This window comes from Gimesia panareensis (genome assembly GCF_007748155.1).
GTDB classification, from domain to species: domain Bacteria; phylum Planctomycetota; class Planctomycetia; order Planctomycetales; family Planctomycetaceae; genus Gimesia; species Gimesia panareensis.
On record NZ_CP037421.1, the window covers coordinates 785,656 to 804,764 of the forward strand.

A 19,109-nucleotide genomic window follows, 5' to 3' on the forward strand; every position below is an offset into this window, starting at 1 on the left:
AGCTGATGTTTCTGCAGAAATTGCCGAATATTAAGGGGCATTCTGGATGGTTCCCGGTCCGAGCAGATTGATGGTGGCCCCGTTGTTGTTGGCAGACAGATTTGGTAGATCGGTGATGTTGATCGTTCCACCCACCCCGGCGAAGAAGTCGAGCGAGGTGTCGGTGGTGTTGTTCATGACGTCCATAAAGATCTGATCCGGCGAGAAGACGGCGACATCCAGCCCCCGTCCGCCGATACCACTGCTGCCGTCGAGGATGTTGTCGTGAACCTGGACGTTGGCGGAGGCACCCAGGCCGTTCGCCATCAGGATGTCGATGCCATCATCGAAGATGCCGCCGTTCTGGGCGATTTTGTTGTTGTTAATCTGCACCTCATGATTGGTTCCCCGGTCGATCTCCAGATAGACCCCGTCACCGAACAGGGCTGCGTTCGTGTCATCCGAAATGACGTTCTGAGTGATATAGGATGTGGTGGAGCCCGTGGTGTTCAAAGTGAGAGAGACGCCGGTACCGAAGAGATTGACCAGGTCGTCTGAATCGATCGTATTCTGACTGATGGTGGTGGTCGCGGAACCGTTATTGATACTGACGTCGATGGCATCCCCGAAGCCGCCCAGGGTGTTATAGATTTTGTTATTGGAGATGGTGGTATTCATGGTGCCGGTCGTGTTACCGGTGTAACTGATGGCGGTACCGAAGCCATTGGCGATACTGGTGATCTGGTTGCCCCGGATATTGACCGTGGCATTGCCCGCGGTGGAGGTCACATCGATGCCGTTACCGCCGATGGTAAGCAGACTGTCGATGATATTGTTATCGATATTGAGTGTGGTGTCGGCATTGGTAGTCACGTTGATGGCGGTATCAAAGGCCGTCAGGATACTGTGAATTTTGTTATCGCTGATGGTAATGTTGCCGGAACTGTTGAGGACATAGATCCCATCGAAGTTAGCGTTGTTGATTGTGTTATTCGAAATCGTGAGGTTCGAGGAGTTGGTGACTCTCAAGCCGTGACCTCCCGGTGAATTCCACGTCACATTTCGAACGGTTACGTTTTGGGAACCGTCGATCTGGCCACCGGAAGCTGCACTGTTGGCGATCGTACCGCCGTTCAGAGTAAAGCTGCCGGAGTTATTCTGGACCGTGAAAGGCAGGCTGGTGGCGCCGGTGCTGTTAAGTTCGTCGATGGTGATATCAGCCGTGTTGTTGACGACATACGCATCAAACGTGTCTCCGGTGCCGTTAATCTGACCCAGGTGGACAGAACCGCCGGCGTTCTGGATGTTGACTGCATAAGTGGCGCTGTTGGCGGTAATGGGACTGTTGGTGAAGGTGATGTCAGCATTGCCGCCTGAAATCTTCAGGCCGGTTCCATTGGTTTTGGAGAGTGTTGTCTGATCAAAGGTGACGGAACCGGTCAGGTTGGACAGACTGATGGCCGGGTAGGCTGAAGAGACCGTGGTATTGAGAATCGTGTTGTTCGCGACGCGGATATTGCCGACGCCATTGGCGATAATCGAGCTGCCAGTAGTGGTGGTGATATCAAATCCGGAAAGGACACTGCCGTTATTCAAAGTGAAGCTGCCGGTAATATCAGGATTGATGCCCGTGCCGGAGCCGGGGAGCTGGATCGAACCGATGTTGGTGTTGATGAACTGGGTCGGCCCTTCGGAGAGGACCTGGGTATTTGGTGCCAGGACGAAGTCGCCGGTTTCGGATCCGGTGAGGTGGTCATACACGATCAGGTCGCCTGCCTGTGTCCGCGGGTCCGCAAAAGCGGCCGCGAGGGTGGCGTAGGGATCTTCATAGGAACCGTCGCTGTTACCTCCAGAGGCGACGTGCATGAAGTAGTAGGGATTACCGGTGGCAGGGTTAATGAGCATTCCGCCGTTGGGATCCTGGACCTCCTGGTTAGCGACAACGATGGCCCGCAGGCGTTCGGGGCTTTCTCCCAGGCGATCCCAGGCTTTGAGATCGGAGCGGGGCCCGTTCCGCAGACCGGTGATGCTGGGCCACTGAATGCCGACCGCGAAGTTGACCGTGGTATCGAACACGCGATCGTTCTGCACGCTGAGGTTCAGGGAGACCATATCCGAGATACGGCTTTCGACGCGGGATTTCCAGCCCCAGGCCTGTTTACTTCCGGAGGCCTGGAAGTGATACCAGCCGGCGTAGGCGCGGAGGTCCATGTAGTCGTTAGTATAAAATTTGGCGCCGGCTTCCATATCGAGGCCGGTCATCGCTGCCTGAAAGTAGCGGGTGAAGGTGCCGCCATACAGGTAATGGCCGATGAACTGATAGCTGCCGCCGCTGTTGATATGTGAAGTTGCGTACTGTTTGCGGGTTGTGCCGGTGGGAACATACCAGTTGAGCCGGGCATCCCAGATATCGCCCAGGGTTTCAATCCCGCCGGAGACCTGACCGAAGTTGGCGTAGCCCGCATCCCGGGTGTCGTAATAAATGTAGCCCCCGATGGTGCGCTGATATTCGGGCAGATACTGACGGGCGCCGAGACCGATGTTGGAGCCAAGGTTGTGATTATCATCGCCCAGCAGCAGGCGGGCATCGATGAAGGTCAACCAGTCGCTGTCTTCCCCTTCGAGCAGGGGGAAAAAAGCGTCGAAAGACGAGAGTCCGCCGACCCGTCCGATAGTATCGCCTGCCTGGTAACGGTATCCCACATGGGGGCGGTAGCGTCCGAACCAGGCGGAATCGCCGAACAGCTCACTGACATCGCCACCAACCTGGCCTCCTTCAAAGCCGGGCTCGGCCGGTTCGGGGGCGATCGTATCTGCAGAGAGTGGGCTGGCGGTACCACACAGGGTCAACAGTAAGGCGAAGTAAAATCGTTTCATGGAATCCGTTCCGGAGAGAGTGACGCGTTCTCTGGACTATTCGACGGATTTTGCAGGGAATCTGAACCGCAAAAGATGGCGGGCTTTGAGTTTGCACTGCTGTGCGTTGTACAGATCAGATCAGACAAAGCTGGTAAAGGCTGAGGGTTGAAGCGAGTGCTGACAGAATGCGGATGAGGTGGAACAGGGGGGGAGCCTGATTCCGTAAGACCGATCAGGGAAGGAGTCAGTCCGGTCTGTACCAGTAAGATCCTCGCTTCAGGAACAGGAAGCTGATCGTTACGGATTTCCGTCAGCAGTGGGACGGAAATCCGTGCGTCTTACGCCTGGTGTTCTTTGAAACTCCACCACTTTTTCTGTGGAATCAGCCCGATGCCGATCACTGCCAGCTGCGAGAGCATGAACAGGCCGAGTGCCAGCAGGACTCCATCGGTGAAGCCGTAGGAGTGCAGCCCGACGCCGAGTTCATTCACACCGAACCAGGACCAGCTGGTGACGATGTTTCCGCCGATGGCGAGGATTGCCATGCCCCGATCTTTGACCATGCCACCCCAGCGGGCGTGCAGCACAAGGGCGTTCCAGAGAACAATGATCAGCGCGCCGTTTTCTTTGGGGTCCCAGCCCCAGAAGCGGCCCCAGGAATCGTCGGCCCAGAGTCCGCCGAGCACGGTACCAAAGAAGCTGAGGATGATCGCAAAGCAGAGCACGCCATACAGCATGCGAATGATTTCTTTGCCTGCCGCTGTGGTCATGCGGGGGGTACAGGTTCCCCAGAGGATGTAGAACAGTCCCAGGAGACCGGCGACGAAGGTGGCGGCGTAGCCGAGGGTGATGCAGACCACGTGTGTGGCGAGCCAGAACTGGGTATCCAGCACGGCCTGCAGCACGGCCATCGTATCGCCATCACCGGCGAGCATGTGTGCGATGAGCAGGGTTGAGAACCCGGCGACCGAAGCCAGCAGGTTGCCGATGCCCAGGCGATTGATGCGTTCGATGACGATCCCCGCGAGCACGGCACCCCAGCCGATAAAGACGGCGGAGGAGTAGAGGTTGGTGACTGGGGGGCGTCCCGAGATATAGATGCGGGCGATCAGTGCGAAGGTGTGAACCACGAAGGTGAGCACAATCAGCCAGAAGGCGGCGCTTCCCAGTGCCCGCAGTCCGAACAGGAAGGAAGAACAGACCAGGACAAACGCGAACAGGTAGAGCACTGCCGAATAATAGCAGGGCTCGAAGTGATCATAGAATGCTTCGAAATCGATTTTATTCAGGTTGGTGTGCGGCAGAGCGGCACTGTTCCGGTTCAGCCAGCGCTGGTAGTCGCTGACTTCTTTGTTGAATTCAGTGACGTCCCCTTCATGGTAGGCAATAAGAATATTCGCCCAGGCCTCCATCCCTTCATTTTTTTCCTGCTTGTTCTGGCTGAGACGCAGCAGATCATTGAGCCAGGCACCCGAATAGGTTTGCCAATCTGTATCTTTCGTCCCTGTTTTACTTTCATCCTGATCTTTGATCATGGGAGGAATTGCCAGAGGCGGATTGCGCTGGGTCAGCATTTCCTGGCGCTGGAAGGCGATGCGCACATCCTCGCGCGCATTTTCCGGGCGGATCTGAGGGGGATTGAAAGAGGAGATCAGCAGATCGATCATGCCGATTTTCTTTTCCAGCTCAAGCACGCGGGACTGATACAGGCTGGCTTTCCCTTTTTCGGCCTTGCGGGCCAGTTCGGCCTGCCTGGTCAGTTCAGGAAATTCCGGTAAGAACTCTTCGATGGAATAGCGGAAGCCCTCCCGGTTTTTCAGTTTCAGGGTCATGAGCAGCTGCGGGTTTTCGATGCGGAAGACCCGGTGCTTATAAGCCGCTTCAGGATTGGCGACGGTGTCCAGGAACCACTTGATGGCAGGCTGGGTCTTTCCGTTTTCGTCTTTAAAGGTCTGTTTCCCGGAGATGATCCTCAGGGAGTTGCGGGCCAGCGTATCGACAGGTTTGGCGCGTCCCTGGTAGAGGACCGGCAGTTCTCCGAATTTGTAGAGGTCCATTTGATTGGATTCGGGCTGACGGACGACCGCTTTGCCCATCAGGTAGCCGCCGAAGATGATAAAGATAGCGAGAGGGATCAGGTATTTCTGGAGTTGTTCGCTCCGCTGTTTTCGCTGCATCAGCGGAGTGATGGTGCCGGACGGATCCGTTTTGAACTCTTCGATGGCCGTGGGTTCGGCACGCTGTTTTTCGCGGCGATTCAGGTAGCGAAGCAGCGTGAGCATGAAGTGGTAGAACATACCGACGACCACGATCATGCAGGAGACATAGGGGATCATCCAGCCCATGTTGGTGACGACGGAGAGCGTGGTGGTTTCTTCGCCCGTACGGGGGTCTGCATGATAACCGCTCTGGTAGAACGTTTCACCACTGTAGCGGAGCGGGTTATTCATCCAGATGCGAATGTTACGATCCACGTTGTGTTCGGGATCGATCAGCTGGATGTCCGAGGAATAGTTCATGACCGTGCTGGTGCCGGCATAGTCGTCTTTGCGGACATCAGTCAGTTTCACGGTGTAGGGTTTGTAATAACGTTTGAAACGGAGGAAGAGTTCGTAAGGAGTGCCATCGACGACGACCTTTTCGCCAAAGTCACGGAGCGACAGATCGAGGCTCACCAGGTAGACGCCCAGCGACTCCTTCGTTTTTTTGTCAATGACTTTGATGTAGGCAGCGGGGATATCGACGCCGCCTCCCATATCGGTGCCGGCGGTGTTCCGGACGGGCAGGGCCACCCATTCTTTACCGATCCCGTCGGTTGCGGGATTAAAGGCCTCTTTTTTCTCTTCCGGCGTAAGTGAGGAAATTTTGCGGAACGTTGAGTTCTGGTAGTAGCGAAGCAGTTCGTAATCGAAAGGGAGCTCCGGATTCGAGACGACCTGCTCCTGATTGTTGAGCAGGATCGACTTGGGGACGACAGTGACGTGATCTTTCTCAGGATCAGTTCTGTCGATGACGGCCAGTTCGATTTCCCGGATATCGTGGACGAAATTGGCAGACTGGCCTTCGGTAATGGTCATCTGCGTTTCGACGGCCATGGTGCCGACAATCAGTTCGCTGAGCATCATCAGCCCCACACCGGCGTGCAGCAGCACGACCCCGGCCCGTTTCTTGAAGAGCGGGATACAACCTGCGAGCAGAACGACGCCGACAAAGGTGGCTTTAATGAGCTGCCAGAGAATCCGCATGGAGGCATCGCTGAAGCGGGCGGCGTCTCCCTTGGAGATGAACCAGGCGGTCAGAAAGCCGAGCATGATCGCGGCACCGATCGCCAGCCCCCGTTCGACTTTGCGGTGTTGGGGAATCAGGAAGAACAGGGCGATGCTGCCGATGGCTGAGAGAGCCATGCCTGCTTCAAAGAGCCACCAGAGGACCTGCCAGCTGAAGACCGAGTATTCCTGGAAGCCGTCTTTATTCGAGCCGCCGGTGATGACCAGCCAGGTGAGCAGCAGGCCGACGGCGATCACGCTCCAGCCGATCGTGCGTTCTTTGCCTTTCCCCTGGACCTTGAAGCGAATCAGGTGCGCTGCCAGCAGGTTGATGCCCATCATGAAGCCGATCAGCCAGCCGCCCGGAAAGTAAATGGCCCCCGGAATGTTGTTCTGGTCGATGTTGGGGAAGAAGGACGGGGGGAAGAAGATTTTGAATTCGATGCGGGCAATCGCGGTGCGGAAATATTCGTCGATCACGACCCAGATGTCTTTTTCAACTTGGGCCAGCGTCCCGGCGAGGATGATAAAGATGGCCATCGCAAACAGGACCACGGTGATTTTCAGCGAGGCCAGCGGGGTCAGGAAGCTCAGATACGGATTGAAGGAGTTTTCAGAACCAGAACCGGATTCGGGCATTGCAAATTCGTTGGTCGTTTCCGGGAGGGTATTTGTGGACATGCTGATTTCCTGAAGGTCAGACTCAATGAATATTGAAGGATCGCGTGGTTGGGTCAGGGTGTGAATTATTCAAAGCGAATCGACTGGACAAACTGTTTGAAGCGGGTCTCTTCCTTTTCTGCCAGCTTGGCCGGGCCGGTGAATTTCACAAACCAGGCCAGGTTCTCTCGATAGATGATGGCTCCCAGGATGGCCGGTTGTGGCTGTTCCGATTTGGGGCCGATCAGTTTGACATAGGTGGCTTCGAGATCACCGACTTTGAGTTTCTCGGAGTTGGCGGGCAGTTCGGCTTCCGAAATGGGATCCAGTTTGACCTGACCCCGCCAGCGGTTGATGTTATCCAGCAGAGGAGAATTTTCCCGGGTGAGGTCGATCACGGTGACTTCGCCGGTCTCTCCATCTGCAGAGACGTTGAAGGCGGCTTTCCGCATGCCCCCGCTGCGACCCGGTGCCCAGCCCTCTGGTGTTTCATACTTAATTGGTGAGGCAGCCGCTGGTGGCGTGGATGACGCAGGACCGGGCGCAGGCATTCCGCCGCCTCCCATCATGCCCGATGCGAAGGGGGCGCGGCTCATCGGGTTGTCGCCCATCTTTCCTTCGAGGCTGACGACCGTCATCGTTTTGTCGCCCGCTTTAATTGTGAACAGTTCGTGGTCGAGTGCGGCAGACGTGTCTGCTGCGGCTGTGAGTTCTTTCTCGGTGGTCGGGGCCAGACCGACCTGACCGCGCCAGCGGTTGACGTTTTCCAGTGTGTCGCTGGGAGGCAACGGGATGACCGACATTTCCAGTGGGGGATCAGTGTCTTTGACTTTGAGGGTGGCGAAACGCATGGAACGCCCTGGTTCCTGGGTCCAGTCGGCAGGAAGCTTCCATTCGGGCTGACCCGCTTTGAGGGTGACCGATTTGAGAAATTCGACAAAATTCGCGAACTGCGGAGCGACCTGATCGGGGGCGCCCGTCATTTTAAAGAACCAGTTCTGTCCGTCGCCGGGCAGGATGGCGGCCAGCATGCGGGTCGGTGTGGCTTCCGCAGCGGCGTGAGCCGGGCCAAGCTCAGGTGCTTCTTTCGGGACATCGTAGGAATGAATTTCATCCTGTTTGCCACAGCCGACAGTCAGGAGCAGCAGGGGAACCAGGAGCAGGGGTGAGAACTGTTTCATGAGCGTCGATCGTGTTTCGTGTGTATGCATGTCGGGTTGAATTACGTTTCCCAGATTCTGATGGCCGGCGATGATGATCTGTCAAACCGTATCAGGAGGCTGGGGATGCTTGTTATTGTGATGTCAGCAGACTGACAGAGGTACTGTCATTGTGTGCAAGGCAGGTGTCTGAGAGGTGTCTCACCTCTCCAGGGGTCTAAGTTGTTTCACAAAATATACTTATGTGAAAACAACACGGCACCTGTTACCAGTGTCATACCTGACAGGCACCACAGTCTATTATAGTTCCCGCGAGGCCAGAAAGTACACAACCAGTTTTCCTGTCCTGACAAATTCCCCGTGATTAGACCCCTTCTGCCTTCAAAATCGGTCTCCGTTCATGGGGCCGAAAAAACTCGAAAATCGCGTAAAAATTACAATGTCTTGCAAAAAAGTCACGAAATCGGCGATTCTGAGCCGCAATTGTAAAAGCTTCCACGGAAAATCCTATTTACAAGGAATAATCTTTAAGGTATTTACGCGTTCTCGCTGATTTTTCGCAAAATAAATTGTGATTCTGGTACGCGAGCTGCGTGATTTTAAACGACCCGTCACAAATGGGATTCTGAATCCCGTTTCTAATTCATAGTACATTAAGTACGGAACAGACAATTCACTCGAATCAAAGTCAGCGGTTATGGAAGACCGGACGCGATTCACCCCAAACCGACCCAGATTCCCCATTTTCGTGGGGAACCAGACCCCAGGCATGGAAGCCGCAACGTGAAGCTGATTTCACACATATCGCCGGTTGAAGCGATCAGCCCGGCCGTGAATTATCGAACTGTCGAATCTCTTCTAAGCGAGAGGGGGCTCAAGCAGTTTTTCACTCACACGGGGATTGTTCTGCAATCTCCGCGCACTGCTTCTCTGCACGTGACAGCCTTGCTGGTTGTCCGCTCTGTCCTGAGAGTGTTTTCCGCTTCTCGAGGCGAGCACCGAACAGATACCCCTTTCTCAAATTTCAAAACGCTCTGCGCGTTGAAACCAACGATTGTGAGGAGTTGGTAGATGAGGTTATTAGCGACATTCGTATTCACTTTTCTGACGATGACAGGTTCCGCACTGGCAGCCACGCCCAAAGGAGTGCTGCTGGATTTCACTGCAACCTGGTGTGGCCCGTGTCAGAAGATGAGTCCGCTGGTTTCACGTTTGAAGCGTGAAGGCCATCCGATCCGCAAAGTCGACGTTGACCAGGAACCGGATCTGGCACGGCGTTTTAATGTTGAAAGTATTCCGGCATTCGTGCTGGTGGTGGAAGGGAAAGAAGTGGCCCGTTCGGTCGGTGCCACGACGGAAAGCAACCTGCGTCGGATGCTGGCCCGGATCCCTGCAGCAGAACCGGCTCAGCCCCAACGTTCGCAGCCGCGTAATCCGGTCGTGTTCGCTTCCAATGATCGCAGCAGCCAGGCTGAAGAAGCACCGATCCAGCTGGCACAGAATCAGAAGCAACCGGAAAAGAAATCCCGCGGGTTCAGTCTCCCGTTCTTCGGAAAAAACAAATCAGAAGATGACTCCGTACCTGTAGAAGAGCCCGTAATCCGTGCTCAGTTTGGCGATGCCGCCAACGATGATTTTGCGGAAGCGGCTCCCCAGGAAGAAATCATCAACTGGCGGGCCAGCACGGTTCGCATTCGCGTGAAAGACAAAAAAGGGATGGACCTCGGTTCGGGGACGGTGATTCACAGTGCCGTCGGTCGCACCCTGATCATGACCTGCAGCCATATCTTCAGCGACATCAAAACGGATTCGTTGATCGAAGTCGATGTCTTCCAGGGTGAGAAATACGAAACCTATGTCGGTTCGCTGGTCCGTTACAACCTGGAAGCCGATGTGGGACTGATTTCGATTCCCACCTCCGGTGTTGTCGCTGCCGCGAAAGTCGCGTCCATGGCAGACGAAGTGAAAGCGGGCGACGTAGTCGCATCGCTGGGTTGCAGCAGTGGTAATCTGCCGACCCTGGAAAAAATCAAAGTAACCGAGCTCAACCGCTTCCTGGGTCCCGACAACATCGAATGTACGGGAATGCCCGTGCAGGGACGTTCGGGCGGAGGGCTGTTTAATCGTTCTGGCCAACTGGTGGGTGTCTGCTTTGCTGTCGACAAACAGGAGCACCGTGGACTGTATGCCGGTCTGCCCGTAATTCATAAACTGCTGGACGAATCCAATCTGACGGCACTTTACAAACAGCCTGTCGTCGAAGAACAGGCTCCGGAAATGAAGTTTGCAATGTCGGAAGGCAGCAACCCGAGCCCGGCACCACAGTCGGCTCCCAATCAGCAACTGCTGGACGAGTTTCTGAATCGGGCGATGCCAACCAGCCAGCCCCGTCAACCTGCAGCGACAGAAACAGTCGCAACAGCAACGACGACCGGAAACCCTGATCTATCACAACTTCAGACAGCCCTGGACCAGGCAGGCGAAGCGGAAGTGGTCTGTATCATTCGTCCACTCAACAAGCCAAAATCTGCCAGCCGGGTGGTGATCATCAACAAGGCGAGTTCGAAGTTCGTCTCTTATCTGTCGGGCGAGGTGAGCAATCAGCCCCAGCAGACCTCAGCCCGTTTCCAGCCCTCTGCGAATCTGGCAGGGACTCCTCAACGTGCTCGTCGCGTAAGAGATGATCGGATCAGCCGCAGCCTGCCACGGTCGGCCAGTGCCCATCGGGTGGCCAGCCCCCGGACCGAAGAATCGATGTTCCGTCATCCTTCTTCGTTCACGCAGACCGCGAACAAAACCACGCCGGAGAGCCTGCAGAAAAGTGCCCAACTGCAGCGGATCGCTCAGCCGATGCAGCGGTACCAGCGTTCTGCCGAGTCACGTCGTTAAGCGTCGTCTCACTGAATAAGAATACAGAATCCAGCCCGAATCCCCTGTGTGATTCCGGCTGGATTTTTTTGTTTCTGGCTTTCAGACTTTTATTCTGCTACGGTGGCCTTTTAGACTGTGTCCAGTTTTATTGTAGCGTCTCCAGGGCCTCTTGGACCGAGTATATTAGATTGAGAAACGCTATGGTTAAATGCGGCGCGATCTAGAATAGAGACTGAACTGAAATCCTCGCGGGACAGGCAATCCTGTTCCTGAACTTCGCCTGCCACCAGGAGACATCACGTGAAGCTGTTCTGTAAACTGTCCGTCTGTCTGAGCCTGTTGTTCCTTTCCTCCAGTCTGCTTTCCGCGGAAGATCTGCAGCTGAGCCTGCGTTCTCAAACAGAGACGAGCCCGGGTTCGGGGCGTTATCATCGACTGGAACACAAAGAGAGCTGGGATCCCCGGCAGACTGCGATCATCGTCTGTGATGTGTGGGATTATCATCACTGTCTGAATGCGGTCCGCCGGCTGGAACAGTTTGCCCCGCGGCTCGATCAGCTGCTCAAGACGGCCCGTGCCCAGGGAGTGACGATCATTCACGCGCCCAGTGACTGCATGCCCGCTTACCAGGGGCACCCGGCGCGTCAGCGGGCGCAGCAGGTGACATTCAACGGACCGATTCCGGAGGGCATCGAGAACTGGTGTTCGAAGATTCCCAGTGAAGAGAAAGCCGTTTATCCCGTCGATCAGTCGGATGGTGGAGAAGACGACGACCCGGAAGAACACAAAGCCTGGGCAGCAAAGCTGAAGTCCCTGGGCCGGAATCCGGCGCTGCCCTGGAAGAAGCAGTCTCCCCTGATCACGATCGACGGCGGGAAAGATTTCATTACCGACAAAGGGGACGAAGTCTGGCGGATTCTGGGGAGCCGCGGGATCAAGAATGTGATCCTGACCGGCGTGCATACCAACATGTGCGTGCTCGGGCGTCCGTTCGGTCTGCGGCAGATGGCACAAAACGGGAAGAACGTCGTGCTGGTGCGGGACATGACCGACACGATGTATAACCCCCAGCGCTGGCCTTACGTGAGTCACTTTACCGGCAACGACCTGATTGTTTCGCACATTGAAAAATTCATCTGCCCCACAATTACCAGCGATCAGATTTTGGGAGGTGAGGTGTTCGTGTTCAAGAAAGATCAGCGGCCGCACCTGGTGATCATCATGGCAGAGCAGGAGTACGAGACCGAGGTCAGTCTGCCGAAGTTTGCTGCAGAGAACCTGGGGAAAGCGTTCCGCGTGAGTCTGGTCTTCGCGGACGACAAAGAACGGAATAAGATCCCCGGGATTGAAGTGATCCAGGACGCGGATATCGTGCTCTTCAGTGTACGCCGGCGGGTACTTCCCAAGAAACAGATGGCGATGATCAAAAAGTATGTCGCCTCGGGTAAGCCAGTGGTGGGGATCCGGACGGCGAGCCATGCGTTTTCGCTCAGAGGCAAAGAGCCGCCGAAAGGGTATGCCGACTGGCCCGAGTTTGACGCGACCGTCTTCGGTGGCAGCTATCATGGACATCACAAGAATGATCTGAAGTCGATCGTCACCATCAACCCGGCTCAGAAACAGAATCCGATTCTGACCGGGATTCCGGATAAGCCGTTTCCGCAGGCGTATTCGCTGTATGAAGTGCTGCCGCTGGCGAAAGGGACGACGGTGCTGATGACCGCGGAGATCAAAGGGAAGCCGGTCGAACCGGTGGCATGGACGTTTATGCGAAAGGACGGCGGTCGTTCGTTTTACACGTCAATGGGTCATCCGGGAGATTTCAAACAGCCCGAGTTTGTGCGGCTCCTGGTGAACGGGATTTACTGGGCCGCGGGTCTGAATCCGGCGGATGTGCAACTCTCTGACAAGGTGAGTCTCCGCGAGTCTCGGCACTGGTCGGTGGTCTCGGTGCCCGAATTTGTGAAGCCGCAAGGGACAGCGGGCAGTCGCTGGTATCGCTGCGTGGCCCGGGTTCCGAAAGCGTGGATGGCAGGTGAGCCATTGTTGCTGAAGGTCCCTGCGGCTGCGGGGAACACGGTGCAGGCCTGGATCAACGGCACGGCACTCAAGCAGCGGGGGGACGGCTTTGTCATCGGCCCCGATGTGGTCACGCTGAATGATGCGAACCTGCTGGTCGTCGAAGTATCCGGCAGTGGGGCAGACGCGGATTTTGCGTCGGTGCCTCAGTTGATTTCCGCGAGCGGGGCGCTCTCTCTGTCGGGACGCTGGCAGTACCGGGCGGGCGACGATCGTGCGTTTGCGAACATGCCGTTACCAGCGAAGTTTGGCACGGTGACCGATATTGTGTTTAAACCGTGAGCGAGGGACGCTGATACGGACTACACTGTCGGGCAAGCCGACAGTGGCACCCGTTTGTTTGAAACAGAATTCGATCTTGTTTGATGTAGGGTGCGGGCCTATGTGCCCGCCCGCCTGGCGACGTTTGAATGATTGTCTCCTTCCTATGGAAACAGAGAAATCCTCGGAGCGGAGTTCGTATAACCTTATCGAAAGCGCGGGCGATCACACGGGGCGCTACAGGGAAAATCATCTTCAACGGTCACACTGACAGTTTCCTGCTCGCTGCACTCGGCCCGAACTGCATTCGGGCGGACCCGTTTCCTGGGGGATTTGAGAGTTTTTCGCTCACCGTTGGGCAAGCCAACGGTGCCACCCGTCGTTGAAGTGGGAAACCGTTATCTGATACGCACTGTCGGGCAAGCCGACAGTGGCACGCGGAAGTGCCGCTCAGTTTTGATTTGCTTACATAAACGTGCAGCGGTTGCAGGGTTCGACGCTGAGGCGGGAGACCGTTGATTCTCGGAGCTTACGGTACTCGGGGGAGTTGTAGATCTCGAGTACGTTCTGATCGTTGGCATTGCCGATGGGGTACTGGGCCTGGCCGTCGGCACAGCAGTGGGCGACTTCGCCGGTCGCGGTGATTGAGAGTTCGAACCAGCGTTCGCAGCCCATGTTGGGAACTTCATAAACGCTGAGGCCCTGGACCTGTCCCATCCATTCCATGCGGGGGAAGACGCTCGATTTGAACAGCGGATAATTGATGCTGACCCACTGCACGAATTCATGATCGGCGGGGGAGCCGTCTCCCACGCGCGAGAGAACCACCGGGAAGGGAATATCGCCTTCCATGAATGCGTCGTGAATCATTTCCAGCCGCTGGCGCGTGCGCTGATAGGGGAGGCTCATCACCCGTTCGTATTCTGCTTCGCGATGATCGTTGAATGAGATCCAGAGGTACTGGATGTTTTTCGCTTCCTGAAGTTTCTCCAGCTTGTCTTCCGTGATGGGAGTCGAGTTGGAAGTCAGCGCGATTTTGGCCTGGGGCAACAGCGTGTTGATTTTTTCGAGAACGTCGAACAGACGGACATCCAGAAAGGGTTCGCTGACTTTGAACGGCGATATCTGCAGGTTCATCTCCTGGGGGATGGCCGTCAGTTCGTTCAGGATTTTATCAATGAGCTCGTCGCTCATCTTGGCGTGTTTGCGGTTCAGCTCCGGGTAGGGGCAGAAGTTGCAGCTCGCGTTGCAGCGGGCCTGAGTCTCCAGGTGAACGTGCCGCGGATAGTCCATGTACAGCGAATGACGCATGCGGGCTACGCCGGCGTCGTATTCTGCTCTCTGTTCGCTAAACTGATAAGGGCTTATGACTTCCAGCATTGTGTTGACTCTTCCATGAATCAAGGTGAAGCGGAGTTTCGTGTGCCGCGAGGATCGCAGAGTGGTTGTTTTCTGTCAATGAGAGTTCCCGATCCTAATCATATAGAACAGTTCCCTCTGGCCTGTAAGGCCGACGGAAAACTCTGCCGCGGATCGGGATTTCAAAAACCCTCATTATTCCATTGTCGGCTCAATTTAGTATGATTCATGAAGGAAAACCACGAACCTTCTGATGTCGAAGATTACCTAACTTGTATCTCTGAAAGCAGTTACCTGATGCACAACTTTTCTGATCGTCTGAATGCCGCCATCCGCAGTAAAAAAACACCCGCTCTGGTCGGCCTGGATCCCCGCTTTGACTGGCTGCCGGCTGAGATCGTCTCTGCCGCAGAAGCGAAGCATTCCAGCAAAGCGGACATCGTCGCGGCTGCGTTTGAAGAGTTCTGTTTCCGGATGATCGATGTTGTCGCGCCCCTGGTGCCGGCGGTGAAGCCGCAGGCTGCGTTCTTTGAAGAGTGGGGACCGGCGGGCTGTGCTGCGTTGCAGCGCGTGATCAAAAAAGCGCGGGAAGCGGGTCTGGTTGTGATCTGCGACGCCAAGCGGGGGGACATCGGTTCCACCGCGGAGGCGTATGCCCGCGGGTACCTGGCGGGGGCGGATCCGGAGAGTGCCATCTGGGCAGCCGACTGCCTGACCGTGAATCCGTATCTGGGCAGCGATACCCTGGAACCGTTCGTAAAAGTGGCCGTCGAGCGGGGCGCGGGGATTTACGTGCTGGTGCGGACGAGCAATCCGGGCGCGGGGACGTTTCAGGATCGCCAGACGGACGGTCATACGCTTTACGAATGTGTGGCTGCGGTGGTGAATGACCTGGCTTTGAATACGACCGGCGAAGGGAACTACGGCGCCATTGGTGCGGTCGTGGGGGCCACCTATCCGGAAGAGCTGAGTCAACTGCGGGCGCTGATGCCGCACGCACCGCTGCTGGTGCCCGGTTACGGGAGCCAGGGTGCGGGGGCCGGCGATGTCGCAGGGGCCTTTGATACAGAGGGGCTGGGGGCGATTATCAACAGTTCGCGGGGAATCAACTTCGCGATTCGCAAGGCACCCTACTCGGAAAAATATGCTCCCGAAGAATGGGAACAGGCGGTGGAAGCGGCCACGCATGATATGATTGCGGATCTGGCCGAGCACACGCCCGCCGGGAATCTGCAATGAACGACCACGCGACGACATTCGAGGAAGCATCGCTGCAGCTGCGCGAAGTCGATCCGAAGCTGAAACCGGTGATCGACAGTGTCGGCGTCTGTTCGCTGAAGCCGTACCGTTATCGGTTTGCGCTGCTCTTACGCTCGATTGTGTCGCAGCAGATTTCGACCGCGGCGGCACGGACGATTTACAAGCGACTGCATTCGTTGACCGGGAAAGGACAGCCCAGTGCGGAGAAAATCATGCAGCTCTCTCACGAACAGTTACGTTCGGTGGGGCTCTCGGCACAGAAGGCGAACTACGTGCATCACCTGGCAGAAATGGTGCTGGAGAAGAATGTACGCTTGCATCAACTGCACCGAATGACCGATGATGAGGTGACCGCGGAACTGGTGCAGGTCAAAGGGATCGGTCAATGGACGGCGCAGATGTTTCTGATGTTCGGACTGTGTCGCCCCGATATTTTCCCGCACGATGATCTGGGAATTCAGAACGGAATCCAGACGATCTACGAACTGGAGACCCGCCCCGACAAGCAGACGTGTATCGAAATCGCCGAGCTGTGGGCGCCTTATCGAACGGTGGCCAGCTGGTACTGCTGGCGGGTTCTGGAAATGGAAACGCCCGACGGTCCGTGGTAAGCACGAACTCACATTGTTGACTCACTCTGAAACGGATATGCCATGACGAATTCCTTTCGCTGTTATCAGGTCAGAAAACAGGAACCGAAAGAGATCACCGCCGGCGTGGTGTCGGTGCCGTATAACAACCTGCCCGCCGGTGAGGTGACGATTCGCGTCGTCTATTCGTCGGTGAATTATAAAGATGCACTGGCGGCGACCGGCAATCCCGGGGTGGTTCGCAATTTTCCCCACGTACCCGGCATCGATGCGGCAGGCATTGTGGAAGCGTCTGACTCCGAGCGGTTCCAGGTCGGAGACAAAGTGGTCGTCACCAGTTATGAACTGGGGGTCGAACGCTGGGGGGGCTGGTCGGAGCTGATCCGCGTCAAACCGGAGTGGATCGTGCCGCTACCGGAAGGTCTTTCGCTGAAAGAATCGATGATCCTCGGCACGGCGGGCCTGACGGCGGCGATGTGTGTGGACAGCCTGCTGCACCATCAGATCACCCCTGAATCGGGACGGGTCCTGGTCACGGGGGCCTCGGGGGGCGTGGGCTCGTTCTCGCTGTCGTTGCTGAAACGCTGCGGATATCAGGTGACGGCGGTTTCGGGTAAGCCGGAGTACCATCAGCGGCTGCTGGACCTGGGCGCTGATGAAGTCGTGGATCGGCTGGCGATTGACATCAGCTCTGACAAACCGCTGCTCAAAGGGCACTGGGCGGCGGCCATCGATACGGTGGGCGGCTCTCTGTTGAGCCATGTGATCCGTTCGATCCAGCCCCAGGGGTGTGTCGCCGCGTGTGGTAATGCCGGGGGAGCACAGCTGGATCTGACCGTGTTTCCGTTCATCCTGCGGGGGGTGACACTGGACGGGATCGATTCCGCCTGGTACCCGATCGAAAAACGAGCCGCGCTCTGGCAGAAGCTGGCGACCGACTGGAAACTGGACGACCTCGAGTCACGGGCGAAAGTGATCACGCTGGATCAGGTGTCGCAGACGGTGCACAGTCTGTTGAAAGGGACACACCAGGAACGCACGATTATTCAGGTCGGCGCAGAATAACTGGTTCTATCTCGCGCAAGCAAAAGAGGCCACTCCCGGGAGGAATGGCCTCTGATTGTTTTTGCTGAACCGCGTTGGATTTAATAGCGGGCCAGGTCGGCGGTGTCGGACTTGAGGTTCAGGCCGGTGACGATCCGCTGTGCTTCGTTGACCATGAATTTGACCTCACTGCCGCAGGCGATGAACCGCCAACCTTCCGCGATCCGTTGTTCGACCGCTTCAACCGTCTGCACATGCAGGCCGACGGGGGTGCCGGTCTTCTTGCCGGTTTCCAGAATCCGCTGCAGCATGGCTTCCAGTTCATCGGGCGAAGGATGGACGCCGGTCGCTTTGCTCATCTGGAAGGTCAGGTCGTTGGGACCGACGAAGATGGCATCGACACCGTCGAGGCTGTAGATCTCTTCGGCGTTCTCGACACCCTCGGGAGATTCCGTTTGCAGAATGACGAGGATTTCATCGTTGGCGTATTTGTAGTAGTCGCCCGCGGTGGCATCGAAGTTCATCGCGTGCAGTACACCGCCGACCGAACGGTTGCCGATGGGCGGATATTTCACGGCATCGATGACGGCTTTGGCCTGTTCGACGGTGTTGATCATCGGGGCGACAATGCCGTGGGCACCGGCGTCGAGGGCCCGCTTGATGAGTTCATATTTTCCGAGGGGAACGCGGCAGAGGGGGACGCAGCCAGCATCGGCGATGGCACCGAAGAGGAGCCCGGCCTGTGACCAGTCGATGGGGGAGTGTTCCATGTCGACCGTCAGCCAGGGAAACCCGACGCGGGCCATCAGGCGGGTCATCATTACATCCCCGGATGAGAGCCATGTTCCTACCTGGGGTTTCCCCTCACTCAATGCAGCTTTGACCGGATTCTTTTTCATCAGTCTGAATGTCTTTCCTGTAATCTATTTGAAATTGAAGTGATCTGATACCAGATGTTGATTTATCCATTCTCGACAGGCTCATAGTGGATTGCAAGCCAAACGCTTTCCCGGTCGGCGGCGGTCGCTTCGACCCGGTGCCGACAATGCGCGGGAATGTTCACTGCATCGCCGGGAATCAGGGTTCGCCCCTCGGTTTCCCCCTCGAAACGGAGGACTGCCGAGCCTGACAGCAGGACGACCCATTCGGCGTGTTCCTGATCGTACCACTGGCCTTCCCGCGTGGCCTGGCCGGTAGAGATGATCCGTTCCACGCGGCAGGACCGTCCACGGAAGAGTTCTTCGAAGATTTCCTCATCGGGTGGTGTTGGGAATGGGGTGAGCAGGTTATTGGTTTCGGGAATCATGTTGGTGCCTTGCGAATCGTAAGGGGAGACGGACTAGAGTTTACTTTACGGGAGGAGGTGCGGCGTCACAACCGTGGGATTTTTTCTACCACGAAAAACACGAAAGGCACGAAAAGATTCGGGTGGGAATGCTGGAATGTGTGTGAGTTCCTTAAATGAAGAAAACCGGACCGGGGGGATCGGATGTAATCCGGGACCACCCATTTGTTTGAGCGGAATGGCGCTAGCCACCGGTAAAATCTCCAGTGCTGATTCTAATTACCGGCGGCTGGCGCCGTGCCGCTCAGTTGCTGATTGGAGCAGGTGTTTCTGTTATGAATTGTTCTGGTGAGCTGCGACCTCCTGCTCGCTGCGCTCGACCCGAATTGCATTCGGGCTTACCCACCCATCAAAGTGGGAATCACCGATCTGATCG

Annotated in this window: 11 protein-coding genes; 5 read left to right on the forward strand and 6 right to left on the reverse strand. The window is 56.4% G+C overall.

Going from position 1 to position 19,109, the window contains the following annotated elements; genetic code table 11:
* Positions 1 to 30 precede the first annotated feature (30 nt).
* The 3 genes from Enr10x_RS03035 to Enr10x_RS03045 form a co-directional block, all read right to left on the reverse strand.
* Positions 31 to 2,856: a beta strand repeat-containing protein gene (locus Enr10x_RS03035; RefSeq protein ID WP_145448104.1), complete on the reverse strand. Its 2,826-nt coding sequence runs from the start codon at positions 2,854 to 2,856 to the stop codon at positions 31 to 33.
* A gap of 320 nt (positions 2,857 to 3,176) precedes the next feature.
* Positions 3,177 to 6,785 carry a cytochrome c biogenesis protein CcsA gene (gene ccsA / locus Enr10x_RS03040; RefSeq protein WP_145448105.1) on the reverse strand — a complete coding sequence of 1,203 codons (3,609 nt, stop codon included), beginning with the start codon at positions 6,783 to 6,785 and terminating at the stop codon, positions 3,177 to 3,179.
* Positions 6,786 to 6,850: 65 nt separating this feature from the next.
* Complete coding sequence (locus Enr10x_RS03045; RefSeq protein WP_145448106.1) at positions 6,851 to 7,945, reverse strand: hypothetical protein; 1,095 nt, start codon at positions 7,943 to 7,945, stop codon at positions 6,851 to 6,853.
* A gap of 1,050 nt (positions 7,946 to 8,995) precedes the next feature.
* Between Enr10x_RS03045 and Enr10x_RS03050 the strand changes: the two genes are divergently transcribed.
* Complete coding sequence (locus Enr10x_RS03050; protein WP_145448107.1) at positions 8,996 to 10,813, forward strand: thioredoxin domain-containing protein; 1,818 nt, start codon at positions 8,996 to 8,998, stop codon at positions 10,811 to 10,813.
* A 282-nt stretch (positions 10,814 to 11,095) separates the two neighbouring features.
* Positions 11,096 to 13,156 carry an isochorismatase family protein gene (locus Enr10x_RS03055; protein ID WP_145448108.1) on the forward strand — a complete coding sequence of 687 codons (2,061 nt, stop codon included), beginning with the start codon at positions 11,096 to 11,098 and terminating at the stop codon, positions 13,154 to 13,156.
* A 444-nt stretch (positions 13,157 to 13,600) separates the two neighbouring features.
* Here Enr10x_RS03055 and Enr10x_RS03060 read toward each other — a convergent pair whose 3' ends face one another.
* Entirely contained in the window at positions 13,601 to 14,515 is a 915-nt protein-coding gene (locus Enr10x_RS03060; protein WP_145103887.1) for a radical SAM/SPASM domain-containing protein, read from the reverse strand.
* A gap of 276 nt (positions 14,516 to 14,791) precedes the next feature.
* Here Enr10x_RS03060 and pyrF point away from each other — a divergent pair, with 276 nt between their 5' ends.
* The 3 genes from pyrF to Enr10x_RS03075 are packed head-to-tail and all read left to right on the forward strand — an operon-like array spanning position 14,792 to position 17,409.
* Positions 14,792 to 15,733: an orotidine-5'-phosphate decarboxylase gene (gene pyrF / locus Enr10x_RS03065; RefSeq protein WP_145448109.1), complete on the forward strand. Its 942-nt coding sequence runs from the start codon at positions 14,792 to 14,794 to the stop codon at positions 15,731 to 15,733.
* Entirely contained in the window at positions 15,730 to 16,365 is a 636-nt protein-coding gene (locus Enr10x_RS03070; protein WP_145448110.1) for a DNA-3-methyladenine glycosylase family protein, read from the forward strand. The genes pyrF and Enr10x_RS03070 overlap by 4 nt, the downstream gene beginning before the upstream one ends.
* Positions 16,366 to 16,407: 42 nt before the next feature.
* Positions 16,408 to 17,409 (forward strand): YhdH/YhfP family quinone oxidoreductase, encoded by a 1,002-nt coding sequence (locus tag Enr10x_RS03075; RefSeq protein WP_145448111.1) that lies wholly within the window; start codon positions 16,408 to 16,410, stop codon positions 17,407 to 17,409.
* A gap of 80 nt (positions 17,410 to 17,489) precedes the next feature.
* Here the strand turns inward: Enr10x_RS03075 and Enr10x_RS03080 are convergent, their stop codons facing one another.
* Complete coding sequence (locus Enr10x_RS03080; RefSeq protein WP_145448112.1) at positions 17,490 to 18,287, reverse strand: HpcH/HpaI aldolase family protein; 798 nt, start codon at positions 18,285 to 18,287, stop codon at positions 17,490 to 17,492.
* 62 nt (positions 18,288 to 18,349) lie between these two features.
* On the reverse strand, positions 18,350 to 18,694 hold the full coding sequence (locus Enr10x_RS03085) for a cupin domain-containing protein (RefSeq protein ID WP_145448113.1): 345 nt from the start codon (positions 18,692 to 18,694) through the stop codon (positions 18,350 to 18,352).
* Positions 18,695 to 19,109 lie beyond the last annotated feature (415 nt).